We start from the raw sequence: 15,628 nt of genomic DNA on the forward strand, positions 1-15,628 counted from the left end.
TGACGGCCAGGGGCGGTTGGATCCGCGAAGGGCGTATTCGACCCCTCTCCCGATCCACCGAGCGGGTGACGGCTCGCCCCCAACGGAAACCGCCTCGTAACCGCCACCCCCCTGTCGCGCTACGCGCGTTGACCTTAGGCTGCCGCTCGCACCCCTCACCGTTCACACAGACCTCACAAGGGGACGAATGTCAGCGACACCTCACAGAAGCCGAGGCAGCCGTGCGACGCGGCGCCTCCTCGCCGCCGCTGCCGGGCTTGCGACCGCCGGGGCGCTCGTCGCGGCGATGCCGGCCGGGGCGCACGGGCACGGGCACGGCGGGCACGGGCAGCACAAGCCCACGCACGATCCCACCGTCGACGTGCAGATGCTGTCCTTCAACGATCTGCACGGCAACCTGGAGCCGCCGGCCGGTTCATCGGGCACGGTGGCCGAGACCCAGCCGGACGGGACGGTGAAGTCGATTCCCGCCGGTGGCGCGGAGTATCTGGCGAGTTCGCTGCGGACCGCCCGCAAGGGCCACCCGTACTCGATCACCGCCGCGGCCGGCGACATGATCGGCGCCAGCCCGATGCTGTCGGGGCTCTTCCACGACGAGCCGACCATCGAGGCGCTGAACGACATCAAGCTCGACGTCACCTCCGTCGGCAACCACGAGTTCGACGAGGGCGCGACGGAACTGGCGCGGATGCAGAACGGCGGGTGCCACCCGACCGACGGCTGCTACGAGAAGGGCAGGACGTTCCCGGGCGCCGACTTCCCGTACCTGGCCGCCAACGTGACGAGTGAGAAGACCGGCAAGCCGATCCTCAAGCCGTACACGGTCTGGAAGAAGAACGGCGTCAAGATCGGTTTCATCGGGGTGACCCTGGAGGGCACGCCGGACATCGTCACCGCCAACGGCGTCAAGGGGCTCAAGTTCCACGACGAGATCGAGACGATCAACAAGTACGCCAAGGAACTGGACCGCCAGGGCGTGAAGTCGATCGTCGCGCTGATCCACGAGGGCGGTCTGCCGGCCAGCAGCTCGTACAACTACGACTGCGACTCGCCGGGCGCCGGGGACGGCATCTCGGGTCCCATCGTGGACATCGCCAAGGGCATCACGCCCAAGGTGGACGCGCTGGTGACCGGCCACACCCACCAGGCGTACGTGTGCACCATCCCGGACCCGTCCGGCAAACCGCGGATGGTCACTTCGGCGGCCTCCTTCGGCCGGCTCTACACGGACACCACGCTCACCTACGACCGCAGGACCAAGGACATCGTCCGCACCTCGGTGAAGTCGGTGACCTCGGCGAACCACATCGTCAGCCGTGACCAGCCCAAGGCGCAGGACATCAGCGACCTGATCTCCCGCTGGGACAAGCTGGCCGCGCCGATCGCCGACAAGCCGCAGGGCTACATCTCGGCCGACATCAACGGCCGGGGCGCGACGACCCCGGAGGAGCCGCTCGGCGACCTGATCGCCGACGCACAGCTCGCCGGGCTGGCCCCGGCCGACAAGGGCGGCGCGCAACTCGCGCTGATGAACCCCGGCGGCATCCGCTCCGACCTCGTGTACAAGGCGAGCGGCAGTGAGGGCGACGGAGTGGTGACCTACGGCGAGGCGTTCACCGTGCAGCCGTTCACCAACATGATGAACGTCGTCGACCTGACCGGGGCGCAGCTCATCAGCGCGCTCCAGCAGCAGGTCAGCGGCGCCAACGAGGCATCGCCGAAGATCCTCCAGGTGTCCAAGGGGCTGACCTACACCCTCGACATGACGAAGACCGGTGCGGACCGGGTGGTCACCGACACCGTCAAGCTCAACGGGAAGGCCATCGACCCGGCGGCGACCTACCGGGTCGGGATGAACGAGTTCCTCGCGGGCGGCGGCGACGGCTTCGCGGCGCTCGGCCAGGGGACGAACAAGCTGGTCGGCGCGTCCGACCTGGACCTGTTCAACGCCTACCTGGCAGCGAACTCGACGGCGTCCGCGCCGATCGCGCCGCCGGCCGCGGACCGGATCACCATCGTGAAGTGACAGCCGGGGGCGGGGCGCCGCCGTGGCGCCCCGCCCACCTCGTGCTGCCGTTTCTACGGTGTATCGGCCGGCGGCGGTGTCGGCACGCCCGGGATCCGGATCGTGGCCTCGGTGCCGCCGCCCGGCGCGGGCCGCAGTCCGATGTCGCCGCCGGACTGCTGCACCGTGCGGGCCACGATCGACAGGCCGAGCCCGGAGCCGGGCAGCGAACGCGCCGACGGTGAACGCCAGAAGCGCTCGAAGACATACGGCAGTTCATCGGCCGGAATGCCCGGACCGTGGTCCCGTACGGTCAGCACGCCCCGGTGCAGGACCACATCGATGGAGCCGCCGGGCGGGCTGAACTTCACCGCGTTGTCGAGGACGTTCACGATAGCCCGCTCCAGCGCGGCGGGCTCCGCCGGTACGTACCACGGTTCGAGTTCGGCGTTGATCGTCAGCTCGGGGCCGCGCAGTCTCGCCCGCTCCAGCGCGGACTCCGCGATGTCGTGCAGCGCGACGACCTTGACCGGGCCGGACTGGGCTGCGTCCGGCCGGGAGAGTTCCTGGAGGTCGCCGATCAGCGCGGCCAGTTCGGTCATCTGCGCCTTGACCGACGTCATCAGCGCCCTGCGGTCGTCGGGCGGGATCGCCCGTCCGGTCTCCTCGCTGCGGGCGAGCAGCTCGATGTTGGTACGGAGCGAGGTGAGCGGCGTCCGGAGCTCGTGCCCGGCATCGGCGATGAGCTGTGCCTGCCGGTCGCGGGATTCGCCGAGGGCGGCGGTCATGGAGTTGAAGGACTCGGAGAGCCGGGCGATCTCGTCATCCCCCTCGACCGGGATGCGGACCGTCAGGTCCTCGGTGCGCGCCACGTGTTCGACGGCCCGGGTGAGTTCGTCGACGGGTTTCAGACCGGCACGGGCGATCCAGAGGCCGGCCGCACCCGCGCCGATGACGCCGACTCCGGAGACGCCGAGCAGCAGGAGCGCCAGTTCGTTGAGGGTGTTACGGGTGTCCTGGAGCGGAAGTGCCGCCATCCGAGCGACCCCCGGATAGACCGGGACCGGCCCCTCGATGGGCACCGCTGTGGTCAGCACCCGTACGGGATTCCCGTCGGAGTCGGTGCCGTTGCGGTATCTGCCGACGTTGGGGTCCGGGTCTTTGGCCATGTCCTTGTCGCCGGCTTCGACCTTGATGGCGCCGGCGGTGCCCCCGCTGAGGCAGTACCTGCCGTTCGCCTGCACGAGTTGGTAGTAGTAGGGCGAGTTCTGGGGGCCGCGGATGGTGCCCTGGACCGCCGGCGTCTGAGGGCAGTCGCTGAGGAGACCGGCGACATCGGTGACCGAGTACGGGCGGACCTTGATCAGGGTCGCCAGCCTCGAGTCGACCTCGTTGTACAGCTTCTCCTGCACCAGGAACCAGCAGATCACCGAGACCACCGCAACCGCGAACGCCACCGCCGCGGCGGTCAGCATCGCGAGCCGGGACCGGAGCGGCAGCCGCCGGAACCAGCGCACGGGCTCCGGAAGTCTCACTCGGCGCTCCCCGTCCGCAGCGCGTACCCCACGCCACGAACCGTGTGCACCAGCCTCGGCTCGCCGGCGGCCTCGGTCTTCCTGCGCAGGTACATGACGTACACGTCCAGCGAGTTGGAGCTCGGCTCGAAGTCGAAGCCCCAGACGGCCTTCAGGATCTGCTCCCGGGTCAGTACCTGGCGCGGGTGCGCCAGGAACATCTCGAGCAGGGTGAACTCGGTGCGGGTGAGCTCCACCCGCCGGTCCCCGCGCATCACTTCGCGGGTCGACAGATCCATCCGCAGATCGGCGAAGGTCAGCACGTTGTCGTCCGGCACCTCGCCGGCCGCCGCAGCGTACGAGCTGCGGCGCAGCAGCGCGCGGATCCGGGCGAACAGCTCGTCCAGTTCGAACGGCTTCACCAGATAGTCGTCGGCGCCCGCGTCGAGTCCGGTGACGCGGTCGCCGACGGTGTCGCGGGCGGTGAGCATCAGGATCGGGGTCGTGGACCCCGAGGCGCGGAGCCGGCGGGCGGCGGTCAGACCGTCCATCCTCGGCATCTGGATGTCGAGGACCACGAGGTCCGGATCGTACGGGCCCGCCTTGGTCAGCGCGTCGAGACCGTCGACGGCGACCTCCGTTCCGTAGCCCTCGAAGGCGAGGCTGCGCTGCAGGGCCTCACGCACGGCGGGCTCGTCGTCGACGATCAGGATGCGTTGCTGGTCGCGGCCGTCTTCGGCGGGGCTCATCGGTTGTCTGTCCTCGGATCGCGGGATGTCGGGTGCGGGCCCTTTCAGCCTCGCACGGCCGTCCGGCGGCGTCGTGCGGCACGCCCCTCGCAAGGCCGGACAGGACCTAGCTGTTGGTGCTGCTGCCGCCGTCCCGGAGGTTGGCGAGGTCGGCCTTGACCGTGTTGATCGGGATGGCGAAGCCGAGGCCGACGCTGCCCGCGCTGGAGCTGTCGCTGCTCTGTGCGGCGGCCGAGTACATCGCCGAGTTGATGCCGATGACCTCGCCGTTCATGTTGATCAGCGCGCCACCGGAGTTGCCCGGGTTGAGCGAGGCGTCGGTCTGCAGTGCCTTGTAGGTGGTGGTGGAGTCACCGGTGTCACCGTTGAACTGCTGGCCGCCGAACTGGAACGGCCAGTTCTCCGAGCCGCCACCGCCCTGCTGCTGTTGCTGCTGGTTCTGGCCCTCGTCCTTGGCGACCGTGACGTCACGGTTCAGCGCGGAGATGATGCCACTGGTGACCGTGCCGGTGAGGCCCTCGGGGGAGCCGATCGCCACGACCTGGTCGCCGACGGCGACCTTGCCGGAGTCGCCGAGCGAGGCCGGCTTGAGGTTGTCGGCGCCGGACACCTTGAGCAGGGCGAGGTCCTTGTCCGGGTCGGTGCCGACGACCTTGGCGGTGTACGACTTCCCGTTGCTCAGGGCGACCTTGACGGTGTCCGCGCCGGAGACGACGTGGTTGTTGGTGACGATCTCGCCGGCGGCCGTGATGATCACGCCCGCGCCGGTGGACTGACCGGCCGTGGAGGTCGCCTTGACCTCGACGATGCTCGGCGAGACGGCCTGGGCGACGCCGGAGACCGTGCCCCTGCTCGACTGGGAGACGGTGGTGCCGCTGACCGTGCCCGCCGGGTTGCTGCTGCCGTTGTCCAGGAAGGACTCGGTGAGCGCTGCCGAACCGCCGCCCACCACCGCGGAGACGATGGCCGCGGCGGCGAGCAGGGCGATCGGCCGCTTGGCGCGCTTGGGCTTGACATGGACTGCCGTCGGAGCGGGCGGCGGCCAGGCCGCGTACGGCTCGTGGGAGGGCGGCGGCGGGTAGGACCGGGCCGCGTACGCATCTTCGTGCTGCGGGTTGGGGTACTCCGGGTTCTCGGTCATGTACACAGCCTGTCCACCGACCATGAGAGTTTCCTGAGTCTCCGCTGAGAAGCCCGACAGAACCCTGTATGCCCGATATAAAGGCGAACCGGTGACCTGCTACGCGCAGCCGCAGGAGCGCCGGACCACCAGAGCCGAGGGGAACTGCTTCAGCCGCTCACGCCGGGATCCGGCGACCCGCAGCGAGTCGTCCAGTACGAGATCCACCGCGGATCGCGCCATCGCCGGGCGGTCCGAGGAGATCGTGGTCAGCGGCGGGTCGGTGAGGGCGGCTTCCTTCACGTCGTCGAAGCCGGCGACGGCCAGCTCGCCGGGCACGTCGATGCGCAATTCGCGGGCGGCCCGCAGCAGGCCGATCGCCTGGTCGTCGGTGGAGCAGAAGATGGCCGGGGGCCGGTCCGGGCCGGCCAGCAGCTCCAGCGAGACCCGGTAGGCGTCGTAGCGGTTGTACGGGGCCTCGAAGAGCCGCCCCTCGACGGAGCGGCCGGACTCCTGCATGGCCCGTCGCCAGCCCTCGACGTGGTCGGCCACCGGGTCGCCGACCGACGGGGTCGACTCGACGCCGCCGAGGCAGGCCACGTACGGGTGGCCGTGTTCGAGGAGGTGCCGGGTGGCGAGCTGGGCGCCGCCGATGTCGTCGGTGACGACCGCGACGTCGTCGATCGCCTCGGGCCGTTCGTGCAGCAGCACGACCCGGGCGTCCCAGGCCTCGATCTCGGCGGCGGCCGGCTCGCTCATGCCCTGGCTGACCAGAATCAGCCCCGAGACCCGCATGCCGAGGAAGGCCCGCAGGTAGTGGAGCTCACGCTCGGTGCGGTAGTCGGAATTCCCGACCAGGACCATCTTTCCGCGTTCGGCGGCGGCCTGTTCGACCGCGTGCGCCATCTCGGCGAAGAACGGCTGCCGGGCGTCCGGCACGATCATTCCTATGAGATCGGTGCGGCGCGAAGCCATGGCCTGAGCCACCCGGTCCGGCCGGTACCCCAGCTCCTTGATCGCGTTGACCACCCGCTCGCGCGTGGCCGGGGCGACCGGCCTCGGTCCGTTGTTGATGACGTAACTGACGACCGCGGTCGAAGTCCCCGCCAGTCGCGCTACGTCGTCCCGCGTCACCTTGGCCACGCGCGGCAGTCTACGCGGATGGACCAGTCGATGGACCTACCGTTTTGCTGGTCGGACAGCTTCCTCCGTCGACGGGGCGGCTTCCTCCGTAACGGTGACGGACGAGCCGGGGGTTGACGGCGGGCCGTCGGCGGGCCGGCCGCCCGTCTTCGGCTTCGCCGCCTCGCTCGCCCGCTCGGCCTTCTCGGGCGTGACGAAGCGGTAGCCGACGTTGCGGACGGTGCCGATCAGCGACTCGTGCTCGGGACCGAGCTTGGCGCGCAGCCGCCGCACGTGGACGTCGACCGTCCGGGTACCGCCGAAGTAGTCGTAGCCCCAGACCTCCTGCAGCAGCTGGGCCCGGGTGAAGACCCGTCCCGGGTGCTGGGCGAGGTACTTGAGCAGCTCGAACTCCTTGAAGGTCAGGTCCAGCACCCGGCCCTTGAGCTTGGCGCTGTACGTCGCCTCGTCGACCGAGAGGTCGCCGTTGCGGATTTCCATCGGGGAGTCGTCCGAGGTGAGCTGGCGCCGACCGGTGGCCAGCCGCAGCCGCGCCTCCACCTCGGCCGGACCGGCCGTGTCCAGCAGCACGTCGTCGATGCCCCAGTCGGCGGTGACGGCCGCGAGACCGCCCTCCGTCACGATGAGGATCAGTGGGCAGCCCGGGCCGGTGGAGCGGAGCAGCTGACAGAGGCTGCGGATCTGCGGCAGGTCGCGCCGTCCGTCGATGAGGATCACGTCGGCACCCGGGGTGTCGACGAGCGCCGGGCCTTCGGCGGGAGCGACCCGCACACTGTGCAGCAGAAGTCCGAGGGCGGGGAGCACCTCCGTCGACGGCTGGAGGGCATTGGTCAGGAGCAGCAGAGAGCTCATCGCGCCCCACCTGCCATGGTCGTCATACGGTCGTGCACGGTTCGCTCGCCCATTACGTCGTTCCTCCTCGATGCGAGGACGTATACGGCACTGCTGGTTCGTACCCGCTCGCCCCGTTCCACGGGGGTTCGCCGCGCCGGCGCCGCCTTTCGTATACAACGCGCCGAAAGCACAAAAGGACCCGGAGGCAACTCTGCCCAGGTCCTTATCCGAGCAGAATAGCCCACATGAGTTCCGAGACAGAAGGTCAGCAGCGTGGTTCCCGTGTTTCCTCGGTCACTACGGGCGACCGGCGCGTCATGCTGCTGACCCGGGACGGGGTCCGTATCGAGGCGCGGTACGAGCCGTGCACGACCGGTCCCGCGGACGCCGCGATCGTGCTGGCGCACGGTTTCACCGGGGCGGTCGACAAGCCCGCGGTACGCCGGGCGGCCGGGGTGTTCGCCCAGCACGCGGCTGTGATCACCTTCTCGTTCCGCGGGCACGGGCGGTCGGGCGGGCGCTCGACGGTGGGCGACCGGGAGGTGCTCGATCTCGCCGCCGCGGTCGATTGGGCCCGCACGTGCGGCCACCACCGGGTGGTGACGGTGGGTTTTTCCATGGGCGGGTCGGTGGTGTTGCGGCACGCTGCGCTGAGCGAGGCCCGGGTGGACGCGGTGGCCTCGGTGAGCGCCCCGGCCCGTTGGTACTACCGGGGGACCGCCCCCATGCGTCGACTGCACTGGGTGGTGACCCGGCCGCTCGGCCGACTGGTGGGCCGGGTCGGCTTCGGCACCCGGATCCACACCGAGGACTGGGACCCCGTTCCCCTCTCCCCGGTCGACGCGGTCCCGCTCATCACGCCCACCCCGCTGCTGATCGTGCACGGCGACCGCGACCCGTACTTTCCCCTGGACCACCCGCGGATGCTGGCGGGCGCGGCGGAGGGGGTCGAGCTCTGGATCGAGCCACGGATGGGACACGCGGAGAACGCGGCCGGGGCGGAGCTGCTGGGGCGGGTGGCGGAGTGGCTGCTGCGGGAGTAGCCGGCCCGAGGGCCGTCCGGCGCGGCGAAATCAAGCCCGTCCGGCGTTTGAGGACAAAGGGGGTCTGGGGCGCAGCACCGGTTTCGGGAAGGGGCGGGGAGGGGAAACGCCACCCCCGCCCACGACCCGGCATCATGGACCCGCGCGACGCATCCCCCAAGAAGGAGCCACCCATGCCCGCGGGAACCATCCGCTACTGGGCCGCCGCCAAGGCCGCCGCAGGCACCGCCGAAGAGCCCTACACCGCAGCAACCCTGGCCGAGGCGCTCGACGCTGCCCGGGCGCGACACCCCGGTGAACTGGTGCAGGTGCTGCGGCGGTGCTCGTTCCTCGTCGACGGTGACCCCGTCGGAACCCGCGAGCATGAGACGGTACGGCTTGCCGAGGGCGGCACGGTCGAGGTGCTCCCGCCGTTCGCAGGAGGGTGACCCCAGCATGAGCGATCAGCAGCAGTATCCGTACGGCCAGTACGGGCAGCACGGCCAGCACAGCCAGCAGCCGCCGTACGAGGATCCGCACGCCCACGGCCCGTACGCACAGGACCCACGAGCCCACGAGCCGTACACCCAGACCTGGGACGGCCAGACCTGGGACACCCAGTACCAGCCGGTGCAGCAGCCCTACGAGCCGGTGCAGCAACCGCACCAGCCGGTGCAGCAGCCCTACCAGCCGGTGCAGCAACCGCAGCAGCCCTACCAGCCGGTGCAGCCGCCGTACGAGCAGCCCGCCCCGCACCCCCAGCCCCCGTCATACGCCGAGCCCAGCTACCTCCAGCCGCAGTCGTACCCGCTGCCGCCGGAGACCCCGGCGCCCGCGCCGACCCCCGCCGTCGCGCCGACCCCGGCGCCGGCGTACCAGCCGCCGGTCGCCGGCGGCCCGGCGTACAGCGCCCCGAGCACGGTCGGCAACGCGCGGATCACCGACGCCCAGCGGGCGCGGGCCGAGGGACGGTCGCCGGTCATCGCGCCGGGGATCCAGCCGGCCGGGCTGACCGCGGGCCTCGGGTTGCTGCTCGCGGTGGCCGCGTTCGGCGGGCGGTACGCGGTCGCGGTCCCGCTGCTGGTGCTCCAGGCGCTCACCGCCGCGGGCTGGTTCCGGCTGAACGGGATGTGGCCGGCCCGCCAGGGCATCGCGCTGGCCTTCGCCGGCGGCGTCGTCGCCGATGTGGCGCTGCTGGTGGCGGGGCAGGAGCACGGGCCGGCCGCCATCATCGGCACGCTCGGCGTCTGGGTGCTGCTCGCCCTGGTGCTGCAGTTGCGCAGCCACGCCTCGCCGGACGAGGTGGGGGTCCCCCCTGGACGGAGCCCGTCGGAGTCCTCGGGGGTGGCGGGGCTGATGGCGACCATCGCCTCCTCCGCGTTCGCCATCGTCGCCACCGGCACCCTGGCCGCGTCGATGGACGCGGTGACGGTCGGCGGGATCGCCGTCGCGGTCGCGGTGATCGCCCGGGCGCTGCCGCTGCCGGGGCCCGCCTCGGTCGTCGTCGCGCTGGCGGCCGCCGCGGGTGCGGGCATCCTGGCGGGCGGCATGACCGGCCTGGGCGCGCAGGGCGCGTTGCTCGGGGTCGCCGCGGGCGGCTGCGCACTGATCGGGCTGCGGGTCGCCAGTTACGACTACCCGTCCCGGTTCGTCCACCTGACGGCCGGCGTGGCCCTGCCGCTGACCATGGCGGCGCCGGCGGTCTATCTGATCGGGAGGGTCATCGGCTGACCGGGGGAAGGCCGGCAGAGGCCGTAGGCTCGCTGACGGTGCCACTGGCACTCATCGAGGGACACGGGGACGACCAGGGTGGGGACGACCGGCCATGCGCGCACTGCGAACACTGCTCATCATCGTTGTGATCCTCGGCGGCCTGTTCATCGGCGTGGACAGGATCGCGGTGCACGTCGCGGAGAACAAGGCCGCCGACCGGATACGCAGCAGCGAGGGACTTTCCGCGTCGCCGGACGTCGACATCAAGGGTTTCCCGTTCCTCACCCAGCTCCTCGGCAAGAAGCTGGATCAGGTCGACGTGACGCTCAAGGGCGTCGAGGCGAAGGCACAGGGCCGCAAGGTCACGATCACCAGGGTGCGGGCCGAACTCCACGACGTACGGATCTCCGGCAGCTTCAGCAGCGCGGTGGCCGCCCGGGCCACCGGCACCGCGCACATCTCCTACGCGGACCTCACGAAGGCCTCGGAGACCGGCGCCAAGGTCGCCTACGGGGACAACGGCAAGGTCAAGGTCACCGGATCGGTCCACATCCTGGGCCGCAAGGTCAGCCGTAGCGTCATCTCCTCGGTGACCCTGGCGGGTAAGAACCGCATCCGGGTGCACGCGGACACGGTGCCCGGCGAGGGTATCCCCGGCCTGGAGGGCCTGGTCCGCAAGCAGACGGACTTCGAGAGCGCGATCGGCGGGCTGCCGGCCGGCCTCGAGCTGGACCAGGTGCGGGCCACACCGGACGGCGTCGACGTCGGTGTCACGGGTACGGATGTCTCGCTGACCGGCTGAGGGCCTGCGGGAGGGCCGGCTGAGGATCCGCCGCCGGGCCGGATGGTGAGACGCGGGTGTCCGGTCCGCAGATGGTGGGCAGGGAGCAGGCGTGGGCGGAGCGCCGAGGGACGCGGGACCGGACGGCGTCCTGCGCACGATGTCTCGAATAGTGGATGATCGCGTATCACGATATGACACGACGGTGACATCTCCGCCCGTACTTCCCTACGATCGTGTGCATGAAGCGACAGGCGGATCTCACGAAGCGGCGGGCAGTAGACCTGTGCCGCGTCGCCGCCATGCTCTGTCGCGCCGTTTGAGCGGGAGCGCTTTTCCCGTATCCCCCGGGCCCTTCGACCGTTTGTCAGGGCCACCCCTCGCGGTGCGACACTCCACGCCTTCCCGTGGACCGCTCACGGACGCACCGCCCCCCCCGCATCACCCGCCGCAACTGCCCCGGAGGAGAACCGCATGAGCCGCAGCGACGTACTGGTGGACGCTGACTGGGTCGAGGCCCACATCGACGACCCGCAGGTCGCCATCGTCGAGGTGGACGAGGACACCTCGGCGTACGAGAAGAACCACATCAAGAACGCCATCCGGATCGACTGGACCAAGGACCTCCAGGACCCGGTCCGGCGTGACTTCATCGACCAGGCCGGCTTCGAGAAGCTGCTGTCGGAGAAGGGCATCGCCAACGACACCACGGTCGTGCTGTACGGCGGCAACAACAACTGGTTCGCGTCGTACGCCTTCTGGTACTTCAAGCTCTACGGCCACAGCGACGTCCGGCTGCTCGACGGCGGCCGCAAGAAGTGGGAGCTCGACTCCCGCGACCTGGTCGACGCCGTACCGTCCCGCCCGGCCACCACGTACAAGGCCAAGCCGCAGGACGAGTCGATCCGCGCCTACCGCGACGACGTGGTGGCCGCGATCAACAACCAGAACCTGGTCGACGTGCGGTCGCCCGACGAGTTCAGCGGCAAGCTGCTCGCCCCGGCGCACCTGCCGCAGGAGCAGTCGCAGCGCCCCGGCCACGTGCCGAGCGCCCGCAACATCCCGTGGTCGAAGAACGCCAACGACGACGGCACCTTCAAGTCGGACGACGAGCTCAAGGCCCTCTACGAGGACGAGCAGGTCGACCTGGCGAAGGACACCATCGCCTACTGCCGCATCGGCGAGCGCTCCGCGCTGACCTGGTTCGTGCTGCACGAGCTGCTCGGCCAGGAGAACGTCAAGAACTACGACGGCTCGTGGACCGAGTACGGCTCCCTGGTGGGCGTGCCGATCGCCCTCGGCCCCGCCCAGTAACCCCTCATCCTCCGACCCGAAGGACAGACCCGTATGTGTGGAGCAAAGGCCGGCGGCCCCGACGCTTCGACCATCAAGCCCGGCGAAACGACGATCCAGGGCAGCGTGACCCGTAACGGCGAGCCCGTCACCGGTTACGTGCGGCTGCTGGACTCGACCGGCGAGTTCACCGCAGAGGTCCCGACCTCGGCGACCGGACAGTTCCGCTTCTACGCGGCCGAGGGCACCTGGACGCTGCGTGCGCTCGTTCCCGGCGGCTCGGCCGACCGCACGGTCGTCGCGCAGACCGGCGGCCTCGCCGAGGTGGCCATCGCGGTCTGACCGCACGCGCCGAGCAGTACCAGTGACCGGCCGAAGGGCCGCACCCCCGGGGGTTGGACGCCACCATTCGGGGTGCGGCCCTTCGCGCCGTCCCGGACCGGCACAGGGCCGCCCACGAGCCTTACTCTGGAGACATGTACTCGCGACGTCGGCGCGGCTATTTCCTTCTGATGGGCGGCTGCCTGCTGCTCTTCATCTCCGCCTGGGCTTTCGTGCGTCTCTGGTCGGTCCCGGCCGCCATCGGCATGTGCCTGGTGGCCATGATCATCCCGCCGGTCGCCGCGATCGTCGGCAACCGCAGAGGCCCCGACGACCGCTGGTGGGACGATCCCTCCGGCGACGAGAAGTCCGACGAGTGGTGGGACGAACTGGACGGCAAGAACCGGCGGTAGGGCGGAGGACGGGTCAGTAGACGAGCGCCTGCACGCCGTCGGCCATGGCTTCCTGCACGAAGACCTGCGCCCCGGCGATCCGCACCCCCTCCAGCACGTCCTTCTCGGTGATGTCCCGCCGGGCCGCGCACTGGGTGCACAGGGTGATGAGGCCGCCTGCCTGGATCGACTCGATCAGGTCCGGCAGCGGCGCCGCATGCGGCAGTTCGAATGCGGCGGCCCGGCCGGGCAGGGCGAACCAGGCGGACTCACCGGTCAGCCAGAGCGAGACATCCACCCCGCTGGCCACCGCGACGGCGGCCACCGTGAAGGCCTGCGAGCACCGCTCGGCGGCGTCGGATCCCGCGGTCACCTTGATCACTAGCTTCTTCTGCGCCATGACCGCACTGTAATCGTCGGGCGGTACGGCCCCGCCCCCGAGCGCCGGTACCCCTTGCCGCCCACCTCGCAGAGAGAGCTGAGCCGCCACCCATTAGGCTGGGACTCGGCCCTTCTGCTTCCCTCGTTCTTGCAAGGAGCACCCCGTGCTTGACGCAGTCTTCATCGCCCTGCTGATCCTGGTCTGCGTCGGCGTGCTCGCCTTCACGGGCCTGTCCGTGAAGAAGCTCTACCAGGGTCAGCGCTGACCTCATGATCGAGATTCCGTCGGACCTCCATCCGAGCCTCGTCCCGCTCGTCTTCCTGCTCGGCAACTGGGAGGGCGCGGGGGTTTCAGACTTCCCCGGCGACGAGAAGTGCAACTTCGGCCAGGAAGTCACCTTCACCCACGACGGCCGGGACTTCCTCGAGTACGTCTCGCACACCTGGGTGCTGGACGCCGAGGGCAAGAAGGTCAAGCCGCTGGAGTCCGAGTCCGGTTACTGGCGCGTCGACGAGCACCGCAAGGTGGAGGTCGTCATGGTCCGCGACCAGGGCGTGGTGGAGATCTGGTACGGCGAGCTCGCCGACCAGAAGCCGCAGATCGACCTGGCCACCGACGCGGTGGCGCGCACGGCGGCCTCCGGCCCGTACAGCGGTGGCAAGCGGCTCTACGGCTATGTCAACAGCGACCTGATGTGGGTCGGCGAGAAGGCCACCCCGGACGTCGAGCTGCGGCCGTACATGTCGGCCCATCTGAAGAAGGTCGTCGACCCGAGCGAGTGGGCGAAGGACCTCAAGGACCTCCCCGACGACGGGATCGCCTTCTTCAAGTGAGCCGCGCGTTCACCTGAGCCGCGCCTTCGGGCGGGCGGCGCTCCTACACTGGCGTTGTGGTGACCACCGACTGGCAGAGCGACCTCCGCCGCCGCGGGTACCGGCTGACCCCTCAACGGCAGCTGGTGCTCGAGGCTGTGGACACCCTGGAGCACGCGACGCCCGACGACATCCTCACCGAGGTGCGGAAGACGGCGGGCGGCGTGAACATCTCCACGGTGTACCGGACCCTGGAGCTGCTGGAGGAGCTGGAGCTGGTCAGCCACGCCCACCTCGGGCACGGTGCACCGACCTACCACCTCGCCGACCGGCACCACCACATCCACCTGGTCTGCCGGGACTGCGGAAACGTCATCGAGGCCGACGTGGCGGTCGCCGCCGACTTCACGGCGAAGCTCCGTGGAACTTTCGGCTTCGAGACCGATATGAAGCACTTCGCGATCTTCGGGCGCTGCGAGAACTGTGCCGGCGCCGGCGAGCCTTCCGCCGAGAAGACCCACGGCAGCCGGTCGTAGGCTTACAGGCATGAAGAGTCCGCTGCTGTCCCTGCCCGGAGCCGTGCCCGCCGAAGGGCGTGACGAGGGCGTCGCCGCGCATTACGGAGACCTGTTCCGCGAGCAACGCGACCTCGCGGCCGGCACCGGCCTCGTCGATCTGTCGAACCGCGGCGTGATCACCGTCAGCGGCGCGGACCGGCTGAGCTGGCTGCATCTGCTGCTCACCCAGCACGTCAGCGACCTCCCGGCGGGCCACGCCACCGAGGCGCTGGTGCTGTCCGCCCACGGGCACATCGAGCACGCCCTGTACCTGGTCGACGACGGCGCCACGGTGTGGGCGCACGTGGAGCCGGGCACCCAGCAGGAGCTGCTCGGGTACCTGGAGAGCATGAAGTTCTTCTACCGGGTGGAGATCGCCGACCGCAGCGAGGACATCGCGGTGGTCCATCTGCCCGCCGGGTCGATCGCCGAGGTACCGGAGGGCGTGGTGGTGCGCGAGACGGCGTACGGCCGCGATCTGTTCCTGCCCGCGGAGCAGCTGGCGGAGTTTGCGGCCGCCCACGGCCCGGTCGCCGGGCTGCTGGCGTACGAGGCGCTGCGGATCGAGGGACACCGGCCCCGGCTCGGCCTGGAGACCGACCACCGCACCATCCCGCACGAACTCGGCTGGATCGGCGGCGCCGTCCACCTGGAGAAGGGCTGCTATCGCGGCCAGGAGACGGTCGCCCGCGTCCACAACCTGGGGAAACCGCCGCGACGGCTGGTCTTCCTGCACCTGGACGGCAGCGAGGTGCTGCTGCCCGGACACGGCACGCCGGTCCGGCTCGCGGCGGACGGTGAGGAGGGGCGCCAGCTCGGCTTCATCACCTCGTCGGCACGCCACCACGAGCTGGGTCCGATCGCCCTGGCGCTGGTGAAGCGAAACGTGCCGGTGGACGCCGAGTTGATGGCGGGGGACACCGCGGCCGCCCAGGAAGTCGTGGTCGAGCCCTGAGCAGCTGCCGCCCGGGGCCCGGCCTCCGTCGAAGG

At 70.4% G+C, this 15,628-nt stretch carries 18 protein-coding genes; 12 read left to right on the plus strand and 6 right to left on the minus strand.

The features are described 5' to 3' along the window. Nucleotides 1-187 precede the first annotated feature (187 nt). Complete coding sequence (locus tag AB0436_RS28245) at nt 188-2,026, plus strand: bifunctional metallophosphatase/5'-nucleotidase (RefSeq protein WP_366470778.1); 1,839 nt, start codon at nt 188-190, stop codon at nt 2,024-2,026. Nucleotides 2,027-2,079: 53 nt separating this feature from the next. Here the strand turns inward: AB0436_RS28245 and AB0436_RS28250 are convergent, their stop codons facing one another. From AB0436_RS28250 to AB0436_RS28270, 5 genes are all read right to left on the minus strand, one after another. After that, nucleotides 2,080-3,480 carry a HAMP domain-containing sensor histidine kinase gene (locus tag AB0436_RS28250; RefSeq protein ID WP_366470850.1) on the minus strand — a complete coding sequence of 467 codons (1,401 nt, stop codon included), beginning with the start codon at nt 3,478-3,480 and terminating at the stop codon, nt 2,080-2,082. Between the two features lie 56 nt (nt 3,481-3,536). Further along, the gene (locus AB0436_RS28255) at nt 3,537-4,268 is read right to left on the minus strand and encodes a response regulator transcription factor (protein ID WP_366470779.1); all 732 of its coding nucleotides are present in this window, start codon (nt 4,266-4,268) and stop codon (nt 3,537-3,539) included. A gap of 106 nt (nt 4,269-4,374) precedes the next feature. Then, nucleotides 4,375-5,409 (minus strand): trypsin-like peptidase domain-containing protein, encoded by a 1,035-nt coding sequence (locus AB0436_RS28260; protein WP_366470780.1) that lies wholly within the window; start codon nt 5,407-5,409, stop codon nt 4,375-4,377. Nucleotides 5,410-5,508: 99 nt separating this feature from the next. Then, nucleotides 5,509-6,531, minus strand: a complete 1,023-nt coding sequence (locus tag AB0436_RS28265; protein WP_366470781.1) for a LacI family DNA-binding transcriptional regulator — start codon at nt 6,529-6,531, stop codon at nt 5,509-5,511. A gap of 36 nt (nt 6,532-6,567) precedes the next feature. Next, a complete protein-coding gene (locus tag AB0436_RS28270; protein ID WP_366470782.1) occupies nt 6,568-7,383 on the minus strand; it encodes a response regulator transcription factor in 816 nt (271 codons plus the stop codon). Between the two features lie 227 nt (nt 7,384-7,610). Here AB0436_RS28270 and AB0436_RS28275 point away from each other — a divergent pair, with 227 nt between their 5' ends. From AB0436_RS28275 to AB0436_RS28310, 8 genes are all read left to right on the plus strand, one after another. Then, the gene (locus AB0436_RS28275) at nt 7,611-8,408 is read left to right on the plus strand and encodes an alpha/beta fold hydrolase (protein ID WP_366470783.1); all 798 of its coding nucleotides are present in this window, start codon (nt 7,611-7,613) and stop codon (nt 8,406-8,408) included. Between the two features lie 173 nt (nt 8,409-8,581). Next, nucleotides 8,582-8,836 carry a MoaD/ThiS family protein gene (locus tag AB0436_RS28280; RefSeq protein WP_366470784.1) on the plus strand — a complete coding sequence of 85 codons (255 nt, stop codon included), beginning with the start codon at nt 8,582-8,584 and terminating at the stop codon, nt 8,834-8,836. Between the two features lie 7 nt (nt 8,837-8,843). Beyond that, nucleotides 8,844-10,118, plus strand: coding sequence for a hypothetical protein (locus AB0436_RS28285; protein WP_366470785.1), 1,275 nt, complete (start codon nt 8,844-8,846; stop codon nt 10,116-10,118). 94 nt (nt 10,119-10,212) lie between these two features. Beyond that, nucleotides 10,213-10,902: a DUF2993 domain-containing protein gene (locus AB0436_RS28290; protein WP_366470786.1), complete on the plus strand. Its 690-nt coding sequence runs from the start codon at nt 10,213-10,215 to the stop codon at nt 10,900-10,902. Between the two features lie 221 nt (nt 10,903-11,123). Further along, nucleotides 11,124-11,204: a putative leader peptide gene (locus AB0436_RS28295; protein WP_350962106.1), complete on the plus strand. Its 81-nt coding sequence runs from the start codon at nt 11,124-11,126 to the stop codon at nt 11,202-11,204. Nucleotides 11,205-11,355: 151 nt separating this feature from the next. After that, nucleotides 11,356-12,195, plus strand: coding sequence for a sulfurtransferase (locus AB0436_RS28300; RefSeq protein WP_366470787.1), 840 nt, complete (start codon nt 11,356-11,358; stop codon nt 12,193-12,195). A gap of 33 nt (nt 12,196-12,228) precedes the next feature. Next, a complete protein-coding gene (locus AB0436_RS28305; RefSeq protein ID WP_365858552.1) occupies nt 12,229-12,516 on the plus strand; it encodes a DUF1416 domain-containing protein in 288 nt (95 codons plus the stop codon). Nucleotides 12,517-12,650: 134 nt separating this feature from the next. Beyond that, nucleotides 12,651-12,908: a DUF3099 domain-containing protein gene (locus tag AB0436_RS28310; RefSeq protein ID WP_366470788.1), complete on the plus strand. Its 258-nt coding sequence runs from the start codon at nt 12,651-12,653 to the stop codon at nt 12,906-12,908. Nucleotides 12,909-12,921: 13 nt separating this feature from the next. On the opposite strand, the gene AB0436_RS28315 is transcribed toward AB0436_RS28310, so the two are convergent. Then, complete coding sequence (locus AB0436_RS28315; RefSeq protein WP_366470789.1) at nt 12,922-13,287, minus strand: DsrE family protein; 366 nt, start codon at nt 13,285-13,287, stop codon at nt 12,922-12,924. 251 nt (nt 13,288-13,538) lie between these two features. Here AB0436_RS28315 and AB0436_RS28320 point away from each other — a divergent pair, with 251 nt between their 5' ends. From AB0436_RS28320 to AB0436_RS28330, 3 genes are read left to right on the plus strand one after another with little or no spacing between them, the layout of a single operon-like run. Next, on the plus strand, nt 13,539-14,102 hold the full coding sequence (locus AB0436_RS28320; RefSeq protein ID WP_366470790.1) for an FABP family protein: 564 nt from the start codon (nt 13,539-13,541) through the stop codon (nt 14,100-14,102). Nucleotides 14,103-14,158: 56 nt separating this feature from the next. Beyond that, nucleotides 14,159-14,617, plus strand: coding sequence for a transcriptional repressor (locus AB0436_RS28325; RefSeq protein WP_366470791.1), 459 nt, complete (start codon nt 14,159-14,161; stop codon nt 14,615-14,617). A 10-nt stretch (nt 14,618-14,627) separates the two neighbouring features. Beyond that, nucleotides 14,628-15,593: a folate-binding protein gene (locus AB0436_RS28330; protein WP_366470792.1), complete on the plus strand. Its 966-nt coding sequence runs from the start codon at nt 14,628-14,630 to the stop codon at nt 15,591-15,593. Nucleotides 15,594-15,628: the final 35 nt, after the last annotated feature.

This window comes from Streptomyces sp. NPDC051322, from assembly GCF_040689485.1.
Lineage (GTDB): Bacteria > Actinomycetota > Actinomycetes > Streptomycetales > Streptomycetaceae > Streptomyces.

Coding starts and splice junctions, on each gene's coding strand:
- AB0436_RS28245 (WP_366470778.1), top strand. CDS start 188: ATGTCAGCGACACCTCACAGAAGCCGAGGCAGCCGTGCGACGCGGCGC.
- AB0436_RS28250 (WP_366470850.1), bottom strand. CDS start 3,480: ATGCTGACCGCCGCGGCGGTGGCGTTCGCGGTTGCGGTGGTCTCGGTG.
- AB0436_RS28255 (WP_366470779.1), bottom strand. CDS start 4,268: ATGAGCCCCGCCGAAGACGGCCGCGACCAGCAACGCATCCTGATCGTC.
- AB0436_RS28260 (WP_366470780.1), bottom strand. CDS start 5,409: ATGACCGAGAACCCGGAGTACCCCAACCCGCAGCACGAAGATGCGTAC.
- AB0436_RS28270 (WP_366470782.1), bottom strand. CDS start 7,383: ATGAGCTCTCTGCTGCTCCTGACCAATGCCCTCCAGCCGTCGACGGAG.
- AB0436_RS28275 (WP_366470783.1), top strand. CDS start 7,611: ATGAGTTCCGAGACAGAAGGTCAGCAGCGTGGTTCCCGTGTTTCCTCG.
- AB0436_RS28280 (WP_366470784.1), top strand. CDS start 8,582: ATGCCCGCGGGAACCATCCGCTACTGGGCCGCCGCCAAGGCCGCCGCA.
- AB0436_RS28285 (WP_366470785.1), top strand. CDS start 8,844: ATGAGCGATCAGCAGCAGTATCCGTACGGCCAGTACGGGCAGCACGGC.
- AB0436_RS28290 (WP_366470786.1), top strand. CDS start 10,213: ATGCGCGCACTGCGAACACTGCTCATCATCGTTGTGATCCTCGGCGGC.
- AB0436_RS28295 (WP_350962106.1), top strand. CDS start 11,124: ATGAAGCGACAGGCGGATCTCACGAAGCGGCGGGCAGTAGACCTGTGC.
- AB0436_RS28300 (WP_366470787.1), top strand. CDS start 11,356: ATGAGCCGCAGCGACGTACTGGTGGACGCTGACTGGGTCGAGGCCCAC.
- AB0436_RS28305 (WP_365858552.1), top strand. CDS start 12,229: ATGTGTGGAGCAAAGGCCGGCGGCCCCGACGCTTCGACCATCAAGCCC.
- AB0436_RS28310 (WP_366470788.1), top strand. CDS start 12,651: ATGTACTCGCGACGTCGGCGCGGCTATTTCCTTCTGATGGGCGGCTGC.
- AB0436_RS28315 (WP_366470789.1), bottom strand. CDS start 13,287: ATGGCGCAGAAGAAGCTAGTGATCAAGGTGACCGCGGGATCCGACGCC.
- AB0436_RS28320 (WP_366470790.1), top strand. CDS start 13,539: ATGATCGAGATTCCGTCGGACCTCCATCCGAGCCTCGTCCCGCTCGTC.
- AB0436_RS28330 (WP_366470792.1), top strand. CDS start 14,628: ATGAAGAGTCCGCTGCTGTCCCTGCCCGGAGCCGTGCCCGCCGAAGGG.